At 59.0% G+C, this 13951-nt stretch carries 14 protein-coding genes; 7 read left to right on the top strand and 7 right to left on the bottom strand.

Translation table 11 applies throughout. The features are described 5' to 3' along the window. Nucleotides 1-49 precede the first annotated feature (49 nt). Genes ACYZT2_RS01605 through zur form a run of 4 tightly spaced genes read right to left on the bottom strand, consistent with a single transcriptional unit; the run spans nucleotide 50 to nucleotide 2846 of the window. The gene (locus ACYZT2_RS01605; RefSeq protein ID WP_461969569.1) at nucleotides 50-766 is read right to left on the bottom strand and encodes a PA5502 family lipoprotein; all 717 of its coding nucleotides are present in this window, start codon (nucleotides 764-766) and stop codon (nucleotides 50-52) included. Nucleotides 767-803: 37 nt separating this feature from the next. Further along, the gene (znuB, locus tag ACYZT2_RS01600; RefSeq protein WP_461969567.1) at nucleotides 804-1592 is read right to left on the bottom strand and encodes a zinc ABC transporter permease subunit ZnuB; all 789 of its coding nucleotides are present in this window, start codon (nucleotides 1590-1592) and stop codon (nucleotides 804-806) included. Further along, nucleotides 1585-2364, bottom strand: a complete 780-nt coding sequence (gene znuC / locus ACYZT2_RS01595; RefSeq protein ID WP_008076246.1) for a zinc ABC transporter ATP-binding protein ZnuC — start codon at nucleotides 2362-2364, stop codon at nucleotides 1585-1587. Before znuC ends, znuB begins: the two co-directional genes overlap by 8 nt. Further along, the gene (zur, locus tag ACYZT2_RS01590; protein ID WP_461969564.1) at nucleotides 2364-2846 is read right to left on the bottom strand and encodes a zinc uptake transcriptional repressor Zur; all 483 of its coding nucleotides are present in this window, start codon (nucleotides 2844-2846) and stop codon (nucleotides 2364-2366) included. The genes znuC and zur overlap by 1 nt, the downstream gene beginning before the upstream one ends. A 66-nt stretch (nucleotides 2847-2912) precedes the next feature. On the opposite strand from zur, the gene ACYZT2_RS01585 reads away from it, so the two are divergent. Beyond that, the gene (locus ACYZT2_RS01585; RefSeq protein ID WP_461969562.1) at nucleotides 2913-3833 is read left to right on the top strand and encodes a zinc ABC transporter substrate-binding protein; all 921 of its coding nucleotides are present in this window, start codon (nucleotides 2913-2915) and stop codon (nucleotides 3831-3833) included. A gap of 87 nt (nucleotides 3834-3920) precedes the next feature. Here the strand turns inward: ACYZT2_RS01585 and ACYZT2_RS01580 are convergent, their stop codons facing one another. Then, nucleotides 3921-4871 carry a homoserine kinase gene (locus tag ACYZT2_RS01580; protein ID WP_461969560.1) on the bottom strand — a complete coding sequence of 317 codons (951 nt, stop codon included), beginning with the start codon at nucleotides 4869-4871 and terminating at the stop codon, nucleotides 3921-3923. Nucleotides 4872-4929: 58 nt separating this feature from the next. Then, nucleotides 4930-5220 (bottom strand): DUF2782 domain-containing protein, encoded by a 291-nt coding sequence (locus ACYZT2_RS01575; protein ID WP_076029142.1) that lies wholly within the window; start codon nucleotides 5218-5220, stop codon nucleotides 4930-4932. A 74-nt stretch (nucleotides 5221-5294) separates the two neighbouring features. Here ACYZT2_RS01575 and polA point away from each other — a divergent pair, with 74 nt between their 5' ends. Then, nucleotides 5295-8063: a DNA polymerase I gene (gene polA / locus ACYZT2_RS01570; protein ID WP_461969558.1), complete on the top strand. Its 2769-nt coding sequence runs from the start codon at nucleotides 5295-5297 to the stop codon at nucleotides 8061-8063. A 299-nt stretch (nucleotides 8064-8362) separates the two neighbouring features. On the opposite strand, the gene yihA is transcribed toward polA, so the two are convergent. Further along, nucleotides 8363-9004, bottom strand: a complete 642-nt coding sequence (gene yihA, locus ACYZT2_RS01565; RefSeq protein ID WP_038980342.1) for a ribosome biogenesis GTP-binding protein YihA/YsxC — start codon at nucleotides 9002-9004, stop codon at nucleotides 8363-8365. 191 nt (nucleotides 9005-9195) lie between these two features. Here yihA and ACYZT2_RS01560 point away from each other — a divergent pair, with 191 nt between their 5' ends. The 5 genes from ACYZT2_RS01560 to ACYZT2_RS01540 all read left to right on the top strand — a co-directional run bounded on the left by ACYZT2_RS01560 (nucleotide 9196) and on the right by ACYZT2_RS01540 (nucleotide 13873). Further along, nucleotides 9196-9486 (top strand): c-type cytochrome, encoded by a 291-nt coding sequence (locus ACYZT2_RS01560; protein ID WP_003196231.1) that lies wholly within the window; start codon nucleotides 9196-9198, stop codon nucleotides 9484-9486. 46 nt (nucleotides 9487-9532) lie between these two features. Continuing rightward, the gene (locus ACYZT2_RS01555) at nucleotides 9533-10144 is read left to right on the top strand and encodes a c-type cytochrome (protein WP_253545661.1); all 612 of its coding nucleotides are present in this window, start codon (nucleotides 9533-9535) and stop codon (nucleotides 10142-10144) included. A 199-nt stretch (nucleotides 10145-10343) separates the two neighbouring features. Further along, a complete protein-coding gene (dsbA, locus tag ACYZT2_RS01550) occupies nucleotides 10344-10985 on the top strand; it encodes a thiol:disulfide interchange protein DsbA (protein ID WP_461969554.1) in 642 nt (213 codons plus the stop codon). 14 nt (nucleotides 10986-10999) lie between these two features. After that, the gene (locus tag ACYZT2_RS01545; RefSeq protein ID WP_461969552.1) at nucleotides 11000-11860 is read left to right on the top strand and encodes an endonuclease/exonuclease/phosphatase family protein; all 861 of its coding nucleotides are present in this window, start codon (nucleotides 11000-11002) and stop codon (nucleotides 11858-11860) included. Further along, nucleotides 11861-13873, top strand: a complete 2013-nt coding sequence (locus ACYZT2_RS01540; protein WP_461969550.1) for a GGDEF domain-containing protein — start codon at nucleotides 11861-11863, stop codon at nucleotides 13871-13873. The last annotated feature ends 78 nt before the right edge of the window (nucleotides 13874-13951 follow it).

The following is a 13951-nucleotide window of genomic DNA, read 5'->3' as shown; positions in this document are numbered from 1 at the left end:
ACAGGTTTTTGCGTCGAATCTGTAGGAGCGAGGCTTGCCCGCGAAGCTTTTAAGGCTTACGCGGACTCAAAACCATCTGCGCCGGAATGTTGCGCAAAATCTGCTTTTCCAGCTTCAGATCAAACTCCGAATCCAGTTTCTTCACCCGTTTGGTCAGCAGCGTGGCCAGCCATGGGTAATCCTGGGTGCGCGGCGCCTGAATGCTCACATCGCATTGATAATTCACCACATCGGCGGCGATGGCATCCAGTTGACGACGAAGCTTGCTCATATCGGTGAGGTTCAACGCCACCGTAGTGCTTTCAGCCGTCGGGTCGATGACTTTGGCCTGAGGTTTGGCTTCGGCAGCCTTGAGAGCCGCTTCGGCTTTATCCAGTTCAGCCTTGCGCGCATGGACAATGGCGCTGTTGACACCACCGGTCAGCGCCGGGGCTTTGGGCATCAATACCCGGGCACGGCTGAGGGCGGTGGCTGCTGCATTCACATCACCTTTTTGCAACACGATCCGGCTGCGCAGCAAATAAGCTTCGGCCAATTGCCGCTGGTATTGCTCGAGGGATTGATCGTTGGGCGACTTGGCCTGCAAGGCCGCCAATTGTCCTTCGGCGGTGGCCAGTTCGCTGCTGGCCAGGCTTTGTTCCAGCTGTGCGATAGCCGTGGCCCGCGCATCGGGGGCCTCGGTGGCCGCCGGTGGCGTGCTTTGGCAAGCGCCCAGCAGCAGCGAAAATGCGACAAGGAGCAGATAACGGGAGGCGAACAGCTTCATTCCTGCGACTCTCTATTTGCGCAAAAAACGAGCAAGTCTACACCCCTCGACGGGGCAGGACAAAACTCAGCAGAAACAGCGCGGCGGCCGTCACCACAATCGACGGGCCGGCCGGGGTGTCCTTGAACCAGGACAACGCCAGCCCGCCACACACCGCGAGCATGCCCAGCAGGCTCGCGCCCAATGCCATCTGCTCCGGCGAGCGGGCGTGACGCTGTGCCGCAGCCGCCGGAACAATCAGTAACGAAGTAATCAGCAACACGCCGACGATTTTCATCGCCACCGCAATCACCACAGCGATCAGCAACATCAGGGCCAGGCGCAACGCCGCCACGGGCAAACCTTCCACTTTGGCCAGTTCTTCGTGCACCGTGATCGCCAGCAAAGGTCGCCACAGCGTGACCAGCAATGCCAGCACGGCCGCGCTACCGCCGAGGATCCACGCCAGATCGGCCGGGCTGATCGCCAGCAAGTCGCCGAACAGATAGGCCATCAGGTCGATCCGCACTTCATGCATGAAGCTTAGTACCACCAGGCCCAGAGAGAGCGTGCTCGGTGCGAGAATTCCCAAAAGCGTGTCGGACGCCAGTGGCTGCCGTTGTTGCAACGTCACCAGCAATACCGCCAGCAACAAGCAGCCTACGGTGACCGCAACGGTCGGGCTGACATCCAGCAGAAAACCCAGCGCCACGCCGAGCAGTGCGGCGTGGGACAGGGTGTCGCCGAAATAGGCCATGCGCCGCCAGACCACGAACGAACCCAACGGACCCGCGACCAGCGCCAGGGCCAGACCTGCAAGCAGGGCATAAAGCAGAAAATCAGCCATGCTTGCAGCTATCTCCATGAACGTGAGTCGACGGGACCGCGCTGACCACCGAGCCATGCAGGTCGTGGGCGTGGTCGTGATGGTGGTGATAAATCGCCAGGCTTTGTGCGTTTTTTCCGAATAGCTCGACGAATGCCGGATCGCCGCTGACTTGCTCGGGATGTCCGGAACAGCAGACGTGGCGATTCAGGCACACCACCTGGTCGGTGGTGCTCATCACCAGATGCAGATCGTGAGAGACCATTAAAACGCCGCAACCATGACGGTCGCGCAAGCGTGTAATCAGGCTGTAGAGCTCGGCTTGACCGGCCACATCGACGCCTTGCACCGGCTCATCAAGCACCAGCAGTTCCGGCTCGCGCAACAATGCCCGCGCCAGCAGCACTCGCTGCATTTCACCACCGGAAACACTTTGCACCGGGCTATCAATCACCTGTTCGGCACCGACTTCCTTGAGGGCGGCCAAGGCCCGAGCGCGGTCCACGCCTGGCACCAGACGCAAGAAGCGCAGCACCGACAGCGGCAGTGTTGGGTCGACATGGAGTTTTTGCGGCATGTAACCGACGCGCAACTTCGGCTTGCGCCAGACGCTGCCGCTGTCCGGTTTCAGCAAACCGAGCACGGCGCGCACCAGCGTGGTTTTGCCGGCACCATTGGGGCCGATCAAGGTGACGATCTGCCCAGGCTCGACGCTCAGCTCGATGTTGTCCAGCACGTTTTGCCCGGCAAAGGTGACAGCCACCTGCTCGAGGCGAATCAGCGCGTTGCTCATCAAGCCCCCTGGCAACCCGAGCAGAGACCGATCACTTCAACGGTCTGGGCCTCGACGATAAATCCGACATCTTTGGCGCTATCAATGATCGCGTCGCTGATGGATTTTTGCTCGAGTTCGATGGCGGCGTGGCATTCGCGGCAGATCAGGAACTGACCCTGGTGAGCGTGTTCCGGGTGATTGCAGCCGACGAAGGCGTTCAGCGAGGAGATGCGGTGTACCAAGCCGTTTTCCAGCAGGAAATCCAGCGCGCGGTACACGGTAGGAGGCGCGGCGCGGCGGCCGTCCTGCTCGCTGAGCACCGCCAGAATGTCATAGGCACCCAACGGTTTGTGGCTTTGCCAGACCAGTTCCAGCACCCGCCGACGCAAAGCGGTCAGGCGCAGCCCCTGACGTGCGCACAAGGCATCGGCCTCAGACAATGCGCTATGAACGCAATGAGAGTGGTCGTGGGGACGGCTGGCAATCGGTGTTTTAGGCATGAGCGGCGACGCGTGTTGTGAGAGACGTTATTATGTTACCCGTTCTCGCCTCTTCGAGTGGTCATCGTGTCCCGACTTTTTTCCATATTTGTCGCATTTGTCGCCAGTTTTCTGCTGATTGGTTCAGCTCATGCCGAAGTCAAAGTGCTCACCAGCATCAAGCCCCTACAGCTGATCGCCGCGGCAGTGCAGGACGGCGTAGCGGTTCCGGAGGTTTTGCTGCCGCCCGGCGCTTCGCCCCATAACTACGCCTTGCGCCCTTCCGACGTACGGAAAGTGCAATCGGTGGAGCTGGTGTACTGGATCGGCCCGAGCATGGAAGGTTTCCTGCCTCGCGTGCTGAAAGGTCGTACGCTGCCCACCGTCGCCGTGCAGGATTTGCCTGGCCTGAAGCTGCGACATTTCGCCGAAGACAATCACTCCCACGTCGAAGAAGCCGACGAGCATGACCACGATCATCGCCCCGGCAACCTGGATGCGCATTTGTGGTTGTCACCGATCAACGCCCGCGTGATCGCCAGCAAAATGGCCACCGATCTGAGTGCTGTCGATCCGGCCAACGCGGCGCGCTACCAGAGCAACCTCAAGGCATTCGATGAGCGGCTCGATGCTTTGGACCTGCGCCTGAAGGCTCGTCTGGCGGGTATCGCGGGCGAGCCTTACTTCGTGTTCCACGAAGCCTTCGACTACTTCGAAGACGCTTACGGCCTCAAGCACACCGGCGTGTTCAGTGTCGCTGCCCAAGTGCAGCCCGGCGCCCAACACGTGGCAGCGATGCGCACGCGGTTGCAGGAAGTCGGCAAGACTTGCGTGTTCAGCGAACCGCCGCTGCGTCCGCGTCTGGCGGAAACCCTGGTGGCCGGGTTGCCAGTGAAACTGGCGGAGCTGGATGCTTTGGGCGGGTACACGCCAGCGACCGCTCAGGGGTATGAGCAGTTGTTGGAAAAGCTGGGGAATGATTTGGCGGGGTGTCTGGAGTCGTTGTAACCCCATAAAAAAGATCGCAGCCTTCGGCAGCTCCTACAGGGTTTTGTGTACCCCTGTAGAGCTGCCGAAGGCTGCGATCTTTTGACTTTAAAGCGCGAACGGCAACGGTGTGCTGACCTTCTGCCGTTGCGTCAGCCGCAACTGAAACTCCATCGGATCGTGAATCAACACGTCCTGTCCAGCGAAGGACTCCGCGGCGATCAACCGTGACAACCAGAACCGTACGCACGCCACGCGCAGCATGGTCGGCCATAGCGCGGCTTCGGCAGCGTTAAACGGTCGCAGCGCGGCATAAGCACCCAGCAACGCCCGCACCCGAGCACCATCAAGCTGCCCTTGCTCGTCCGAACACCAATCGTTCAAGGCAATTGCCACGTCATAGAGCATCGGTCCCGAACAGGCGTTGTAGAAGTCGATCAACCCGGTCAGGTGCGTGCCTTCGAACATCGCATTATCGCGGAACAGGTCGGCGTGAATGTTGGCTCGCGGCAGCGCCAGAATTTTCGTCTTCTGCTGTGTGATTTCATCCAGCGCCCGTTGCAGCAAATCGCTTTGTTCGGCATTCAGATGGGAAAGCAACTGCGTGCCCTCCTCCAGCATCCAGTCCAGACCGCGATCGGTTTTGCGTTTGATCATGTTGGCCTGGGTCGCCAGGTGCAGATGAGCGAGCAGCTCGCCGACCTGAGCGCAATGCTGCGCATTGGCGTTCTTGATGTGCTTGCCCGCCAGACGTGGCTGCAACAGCGCAGGTTTACCGGCCAGTTCGCGCAAGGCGACGCCGTCGGTGGTGCGCAGTGCATAAGGCACCGGCAGGTCAGCGTCGTGCAGCACGTCGAGCAGCTCGATGAAGAACGGCATCTCCTGCACCGGCCCACGCTCGACCAGGGTCAGGACAAACTCGCCCCGCTCCAGACTGATAAAGAAGTTGGTATTTTCGCTACCGGCGGCAATCCCCTGGAAATCAAGCAGGCGGCCGAGCCCGTAAGGGGCGAGAAAGGTTTCCAGCTCGGGCCGAGCCAGGGGGGTGAACACAGACATGTTTGAACTGCCAGTACGGGCGCCGCTGCTTGAGCCAGCGCCGATTGAAATTAAGAAACTACTTCCACTCAAAGATCTTCCACGACGGAATCAGCATATCCGGCTGATCCGAGCGGATGAAGTTTGCATCTGTCCCGTCCGCGCGCACCAGAAAATACGGCGGTGCGCCCTTCGGTGTGACCTTGATCGCATACAAGAAACCGTTTTGACGGTACTCCTGGATGGTTTTGTCCCCTTCCGTGCGGATCGTGACTTCCGGCTCCGGTGTCGGCGCATCGTCCGCCGCCATGACGGCCAACGGAACGGTTGCAAACAAACCAGCCAGCAACAAGCGATTTAGTGTGCGCATGATAACCTTGTCCCTTTGTCGTCAACGGTCCCGCTATTCTAGCGCCGGACCCGCCGAAAAGGTTGATCCTGCTCATGAGCCAAGCCCCCCTCGTCCTGGTGGACGGTTCTTCTTATCTGTACCGCGCCTTTCACGCGCTGCCACCGCTGACCACGTCCAAAGGCCTGCCGACCGGTGCGGTCAAAGGCGTATTGAACATGCTCAAGAGTCTGCGCAAGCAGTACCCGGACAGCCCGTTCGCCGTGGTGTTCGACGCCAAGGGCGGGACGTTCCGCGACGCGATGTTCGCCGAATACAAGGCCAATCGCCCAAGCATGCCTGACGACATGCGGGTTCAGATCGAGCCGTTGCACGCCAGCGTCAAGGCTCTGGGCTTCCCGCTGCTGTGCGTGGACAACGTCGAAGCAGACGATGTAATCGGCACCCTGGCCCGCAGCAGCGCGGCCGCCGACCGCCCGGTAGTGATATCCACCGGCGACAAGGACATGGCACAACTGGTCGACGGGCACATTACCTTGGTCAATACGATGACCGGTAGCGCGCTGGATGTGGAAGGCGTGAAGGAGAAATTCGGCGTCGCTCCCGAGCAGATCATCGATTATCTGGCGCTGATGGGCGATTCGTCCGACAACATCCCGGGCGTTCCGGGTATCGGTCCCAAGACCGCTTCCGGCCTGTTGGTCGGCGTGAACGGCGGCCTGACCGAGCTCTATGCACAGCTCGACATCGTCCCGACCCTGCCGATTCGCGGCGCCAAAACCCTGGCGGCCAAGCTCGAAGAACATAAGGAAATGGCGTTCCTCTCCTATCAACTGGCAACCATCAAGATCGACGTACCGCTGGACATCGGTCTCGACGATCTGCAAATGGGCAAGCCGGATCACGACAAGCTCGCCGAGCTTTACACCGTGCTGGAATTCAAAAGCTGGTTCGAAGAGAACCAGCGCGACGCCAAGCGCTCGGGTCAGGACATTGTCGAGATCGTCCAGGAACAGCCGGGCGCCGCCGAAGCGAAGTACGAAACTATCCTCGACCAGAAGCACTTCGAGGCCTGGCTGGCCAAGCTCGACAAGGCACCCCTGATCGCCTTCGTCACCGAAACCAATGGCACCGATGCTCAACATGCACAACTGGTGGGTCTGTCGTTTTCCGTCGCGGCCAACGAAGCGGCCTACATTCCGCTGACCCATTCCTACATGGGCGTGCCGGAGCAACTGGATCGCGACACCGTGCTGCTGGCACTGAAGCCGCTGCTGGAAAATCCGAACAAACTGAAAGTCGGCCAACACGCCAAGTTCGAAACCAATATCCTCGCCAACTGCGCCATCGCTGGCGATCAGAGCAACGGGATTATTGTTCAGGGCATTGCCTACGACACCATGCTTGAGTCTTACGTCCTGGACTCGACGGCCACCCGCCACGACATGGACAGCCTGGCGCTCAAGTACCTGGGGCAAAGCAAGACCGACATTCAAGGGATCGCGGGCAAAGGCGTCAAACAGCTGACTTTCGACCAGATCTCTCTTGAGCTGGCGGGCCCCTATGCTGCCGAAGATGCCGATGTCACCTTCCAGTTGCACCTCGCTTTGCAGGAAAAACTGGCAGCAACGCCAAGCCTGGGCAAAGTGCTCAACGAGATTGAAATGCCGCTGATGCCGGTTCTGGCCCGAATCGAGCGCCAAGGCGCACTCGTGGATGCCAACCTGCTGGGCATCCAAAGCGTCGAACTGGGCGAGAAACTGGTCGCCCTTGAGCGTGAGGCGTTCGCCATTGCCGGTGAAGAATTCAACCTGGGTTCGCCAAAGCAACTGGGCGTGATCCTCTACGAAAAACTCGGCTTGCCCGTACTCAGCAAAACCGCCAAGGGTCAGGCCTCGACGGCCGAAGCGGTATTGGCCGAGTTGGCCGAACAAGACTACCCGCTGCCCAAGGTACTGATGCAATACCGCTCGCTGAGCAAGCTCAAGAGCACCTACACCGACCGTTTGCCAGAGCAGATCAACGCTCGCACCGGGCGCATTCATACGTCTTATCAGCAAGCCGTCGCCGCCACCGGACGCTTGTCGTCCATCGACCCAAACCTGCAGAACATCCCAATTCGCACTGCCGAAGGTCGTCGGATTCGTCAGGCGTTCGTCGCACCCAAAGGCTACAAGCTGCTCGCCGCGGACTACTCGCAAATCGAACTGCGGATCATGGCGCATCTGGCCAAGGACGAAGGCTTGCTGCATGCCTTCCGCAACAACCTCGATGTACACAGGGCAACGGCCGCAGAGGTGTTTGGCGTCGAGCTGGACGCAGTCACTAACGATCAACGTCGTAGCGCGAAAGCCATCAACTTCGGTTTGATTTACGGCATGAGTGCGTTTGGCCTGGCCAAGCAGATCGGCGTTGACCGCAAACAATCCCAGGCTTACATCGACCGTTATTTCGCCCGTTACCCCGGCGTGCTGGAGTACATGGAGCGCACGCGTGCGCAGGCCGCCGAGCAAGGTTTCGTCGAAACCATCTTCGGTCGTCGTCTCTACCTGCCGGAAATCAACGCGAAAAACCAGGCACTGCGCAAAGCTGCCGAGCGCACGGCGATCAATGCCCCGATGCAAGGCACCGCGGCGGACATCATCAAGAAAGCCATGGTGACGGTGGACAACTGGCTGACATCGTCAGGCCTGGACGCCAAAGTCATCCTGCAGGTACACGATGAATTGGTGCTCGAAGTGCGTGAGGACCTGATCGACCAAGTCCGTGAGGACATTCGCGCGCATATGAGCAGCGCCGCACAACTGGATGTACCGCTGCTGGTCGAGGTGGGCGTAGGCAACAACTGGGATGAAGCGCACTGATCGGCTGAAAGTCGCCTGTGCTGCGGCCTTATGCCGCAGCACAAAATAACGAAGGGCTATAGTGCGGAAAATGACATCGATTATTTCCAATGGTTTTTGAAAATAGTCTGAACTAAATCCCTGAACCGCCACTCAGAGATACTGAATGGCTGGTGAAGCCCTTCGATGCTCCTATGTTGTGTTAAGTGTTGGCAGATATCTGGACCCCGCCCTAGCGGTCCGGAGCTTGAACCCCGGAACTTCTTCCTCCCCATATGAAGTCCGGGGTTTTTTTTGCCTGGCTTTTCACCTGTACAGCCTTACTCGGCAGTCTCGCTGCCCTTGTCCGCCAGTTCCATCCAGCCCGCCAATACAGTGTAGGCGTCTTCCAGGCCCATGCGTTTGGGTGCCGAAAACAGCTGGATAGTGATCGAATCGCCCCAGCCCTTGCGGATTTCCGCCTGAACCTTGAGCAGCGCGTTTTTCGCCGCGCCGTAAGTCAGCTTGTCTGCCTTGGTCAGCAAAATATGCATCGGCATGCCACTGGCGATGGCCCAATCGAGCATCAGGAGGTCGAAATCGGTCATGGGATGACGGATGTCCATCATCAGAATCAAACCTTTCAAACTCTCGCGACCGCCCAGATAGGCTTCGAGGTGACGCTGCCAGTGCAGCTTCAACGGGATCGGTACTTTCGCGTAACCGTAACCCGGCAGGTCGACCAGACGGCGTTCATCGTCTAGCTTGAAGAAGTTCAACAACTGCGTGCGACCCGGTGTTTTCGAGGTCCGGGCCAGGCTGGCATGTGTCAGGGTGTTTAACGCGCTGGACTTGCCGGCGTTGGAACGCCCGGCGAAGGCCACTTCAAAGCCTTCATCGTCGGGGCATTGGTCGACTTTGGCGGCGCTGAGCATGAAGGTGGACTGTTGGCACAGGCCGAGGATGGGGTTCTTGAGTTGCATGGGATTTCCGATGTGGGCGGCGCCGGGAATGGACGCGGCAAGCAGTGTCGTTTCCGTTTCAGTGACGCCAGTATATAATGCCGCAGATTTTGTGTGCGCTTTGTCCCAGCGTAGGATGAAGTTCACGAGAGCGATTAACCTTGATTGCGCATTAGAACGCAGCACGCTCTCAACCCTGAAAAGGTCGTTTTATGACGAAATGGCTGCTAGCTGCCGGTGTCTTGATGCCGCTTTACAGCGCTCAGGCTACACAGGATCCGGAAGCTGTGTACAACCGTGTTTGTGGTGCCTGTCATTCCGGCCAACTACCCATGGCGCCCCGCAAGGGCGATCAGGAAGCCTGGACGCCGAGGTTGGCGAAAGGTATGGAGACGCTGGTGCAACACGTGACCCAGGGTTTCAAGGCGATGCCGCCGCGTGGTTTGTGCATGGACTGCAGTGCCGAGGATTACCGAGCCATCATCCAGTGGATGAGCGAGTAAACCCGGTCCATAACTCTTTAACCCTTAGCCGTAGTTGGATTAGCTGATGAACAAATTGATCGTGAGTCTGCTGTTGACCGTGGGGATCTCCGGCATTGCCCATGCTGCAGGTGATGCGACTGCTGGTCAGGCGAAAGCCGCAGTATGTGGCGCCTGTCATGGCCCGGATGGCAATAGCATGGCGCCTAACTTTCCGAAACTGGCAGGTCAGGGCGAGCGTTATCTGAACAAACAGCTGCACGACATCAAGTCCGGCAAACGCACGGTACTGGAAATGACCGGCCTGCTGACCAATCTGAGTGATCAGGATCTGGCTGATATCGCCGCCTACTACGCCAGCCAGAAAGGCAGCGTCGGCGCCGCCGACCCGAAAGTCGTGGCTCGCGGTGAAGCACTGTTCCGTGGGGGCGACCTGGCCAAGGGTCTGCCAGCCTGCACTGGCTGCCACTCTCCAGATGGCAAGGGCAACGCAGCTGCCGGCTTCCCGCATCTGGGCGGCCAGCATGCTCAGTACGTCGGCAAGCAACTGACCGATTTCAGAAAAGAAGAAGGCGGCCGGACCAACGACGGCGATACCAAACCGATGCAGAGCATCGCTAAAAAGCTGAGCGACGAAGATATCGCCGCAGTCTCCAGCTATATTCAAGGCTTGCACTAAGGCCTTGTGATCGAGCGTTGTGAGTGATGCACATCTCTTGCAACGTTAACACTCGATTAATCCGTCGATGCAAACATAAAAAGGGTAGCTTTGGCTGCCCTTTTTTGTGGCCGCTGCCGTTACACTACAGCACTCAAGCCCGCCGGAATCTGTCTGAAAACAGGTCGCGCGAAGCGCCCCAATTGTCCAGGAGTAAAGCATGCGTAATCTGATCATCAGCGCCGCACTCGTCGCTGCCAGCCTGTTCGGCATGACCGCCCAAGCCGCCGAAAAACCTGAAGCGCCCTATGTCGAGCTGAGCAATCCGGTCCCGGTGGCCGTGCCTGGCAAGATCGAAGTCGTGGAGCTGTTCTGGTACGGCTGCCCGCATTGCTATGCCTTCGAACCCGTTGTTAACCCATGGGCTGAAAAGCTGCCTTCGGACGTGAACTTCGTGCGCATTCCGGCTATGTTCGGCGGCCCTTGGGACGCACACGGCCAGATGTTCCTGACCCTCGAAGCCATGGGTGTCGAGAACAAGGTTCATGCAGCAGTTTTCGAAGCGATTCAGAAAGAACACAAAAAACTGACCGACAAAAATGACATGGCGGACTTCCTGGCGACCCAGGGTGTAGACAAGGACAAGTTCCTGGCCACCTTCGACTCCTTCGCCATCAAGGGCCAGATCGTCAAAGCCAAAGAACTTGCAAAGAAATATGAAATCTCCGGCGTGCCGACCATGGTCGTCAACGGCAAGTATCGTTTTGACATCGGCTCTGCCGGCGGTGCCGAACAAGCGCTGAAACTGGCCGACCAACTGGTTGCCAAAGAGCGAGCGGCAACGAAGGCCGTCGCCAACTAAGCGCGGCACCTGCCATGCGCCGCTGGGGAACTGAACGCATCGTTGGCCTGCATCATCCGCGGGTCAACGAGCATCACCTGGAATCGACGGGGTTGCCCGTGGGCAGCCGTCTGCGTTTGCTCAGTTTCAATATCCAGGTCGGCATCAGTACCGAGCGCTATCGGCACTATCTGACCCGCGGCTGGCAGCATCTGCTGCCGCACAACGGACGTGCCGATAACCTGCAAAAAATCGGCAATCTGCTGGGCGACTTCGATCTGGTCGCCTTGCAGGAAGCCGATGGCGGCAGCCTGCGATCGGGTTACGTCAATCAAGTCGAACACCTGGCGCAGCTCGGCGCCTTCCCCTACTGGTATCAACAACTCAATCGCAATCTCGGTCACCTCGGTCAGCACAGCAATGGCGTGCTCAGCCGCCTGCGCCCGTGGGCGATTGAAGATCACCCGCTGCCGGGGCCCAAGGGTCGCGGGGCCATTCTGGTGCGCTTCGGCGAAGGTCCGGAAGCGCTCGTGGTGGTGATGATGCACCTGGCGCTAGGTGCTCGGGCCCGCAGCCTGCAACTGGCCTACATCCGCGAGTTGATTGGTGGTTATAAACACCAGGTGCTGATGGGCGACATGAATACCCATGCCAGTGACTTGCTGCAAAACTCCCCGTTGCGTGATTTGGGCCTGCTCGCGCCGCAACTGGAAGCGACTTTCCCCAGCTGGCGCCCACAGCGTTGCCTGGACCATATTCTGCTCAGCCCCACCCTGACCCTTGAAAAGGTCGAAGTGCTGGCACATCCCATTTCCGATCACCTACCGGTCGCGGTAGAGATTCGTCTGCCGGGTTCGCTCACGGCCGATGCATTGCCCGCGTTGAGTCCTGCCTGAATGAGCGACGAAACACAGCGCTGGAAAGAGAAATACCTCAAAAGCATCGAACAACAAGAAAAACTGGAACGTCGATGGGACGCCCGGCTCGACTTGCTGCGTCGTGGGCTGGTGCGCAGCACCCTGGCTGCAGAAGGTACCGATCGCGCCGTTGATCAATGCATGAAGGAAATGCGTGAAGTCGTCCGCACCGATGACATGGACGCCGGCCTGGCTGCCTTGCTGCCGCGCCTGGAAAAAGCCGTGCTCGACTCCGAGCAACGTCGGGAAACCCGGGTCGATCAAGTCAGTGCCGCACTGACAGCGCTGGTCTCTCAGCTGCAAGCGTTGCCGCTGCCCAGGGAAGTGAGCCGGCCACTGAAAAAATTCGCCAAACAGCTGGACGGACGCGTAGGCCAGGCTCGCGAAATTCCGTTGCTGCTCAGCGAGCTGAGCGGCTTGCAAGGCAAAGCCTTGAACCTGCTGGAAAACCCTGCCGAACCTGATCGTCCGGGTTTTCTGCAGCGGTTGTTCAGTAGGGAAACGGAGGAGACCACGTCACAGATCGTCGCCCCCGAATCCCAAATACCTGCCGCGCGACCTGTCGAACCGGTTGCAGCACCGGCCGAGCCCCCACAACCGATGGCCGATAAACCGCAACGGGCGTTGCCAACCGTAGAAGCCGCCCTGCCCGCCGCTATGCTTGCTCAACCACCGCAAATTCAGGTTCCAACAGTAATGGCACCTGCCGTTGAAGTTGTGGCGTTTGACCCGCCCATCCTTGAGCCAGAAGCTATGGGCAGCCGAGTGCCGGAGCCACAAACCCAACCCAATATCGAGCAACCACAAGAGCCGGTTCTGGCGATCGCCCCACCGGCCATTCAGGTTCTGTCGACAATCAATCCCGACGAACTCTCTCCGGTGGCCACCGATCCAGAGCCGTCCGGGCACGATATTCTGTATGCCCTGCCGGACTCACCGGAACCGTCCTACAGCTCTGTCGCCAAGCATATCGAAGAAACGCTGCTGGGCCTTCTCGATGATCTGGCGTTGCCCGAGCGCCATCGTCCGCAAGCCGAGGCGATGCGCGATCGTCTTCAAAATGGCTTGAACTGGTACGAACTGCTACCCATCCTCGATGACCTGGCCACATTGATGCTGGCGATCACCGACAGCGGCCAGCACGAATTCGAAGCGTATCTACAGCAACTCAACGAACGCCTCGAGTCATTCCAGAGCAACCTGCAGGCCGCGAGCGACGGCCACGCCGACAACCGCTCGGCCGCGCGCGAGATGGACACGCAAATTCGCGAGCAAGTCGACGGCTTGCAGAGCAGCATGCAGGAAGCGGCAGATCTTGATGATCTCAAGCATGTGCTGGAAAACCATCTCGAAGGCCTGCTCGGCACCATGGACCAACACCAGAAGCAGCGCGATGAGCGAGAGCAGGAAGTAGCGGCCCGTCTGCAAAGCCTGGCCGAAAGGGTTGCCCACATGGAGCAGGAAGCCCTGGGCTACCGCGAGCATCTTGAAGAACAGCGCCAGAAGGCGTTGATCGATCCATTGACCGGCCTGCCAAATCGAGCAGCCTGGAGCGAGCGCCTGGAGCATGAAATCGGCCAATGGCAGCAACATGGCAATACCCTGTTGCTGGCAATGCTCGACCTCGACCATTTCAAACGCATCAACGACAACTATGGCCATCTGGCGGGCGACAAGGTGCTGAAAATCATCGCCAGCGTGCTACGCAAGCGTCTGCGCGGGACTGATTTCATCGCCCGATTTGGCGGTGAGGAGTTTGTACTGTTGATGCCTGCCACAATCCCTATGGTCGGCGCGAAACTACTGGAAACCTTGCGCGCATCGATCGAAGCCTGCCCGTTCCACTTCAAGGGCGAGCGAGTCACCATCACCATTTCCATGGGACTGACTGCATTCAGACCCGGCGAACATAGCGATCTTGTGCTTAAAAGAGCTGATCAGGCGCTATATCGGGCAAAAAATACCGGACGAAATCGAATAGAACTGGGCTGACGGCCAATTGTTCCATTTTGTTTAAAGGTGCATTTTTTGCCGTCAGCGCCGCAAGGCAATACGTTACACTGTTGCATT

Source organism: Pseudomonas sp. MDT1-85, from assembly GCF_054898065.1.
This window is presented reverse-complemented; position numbering and strand designations above follow the sequence as displayed.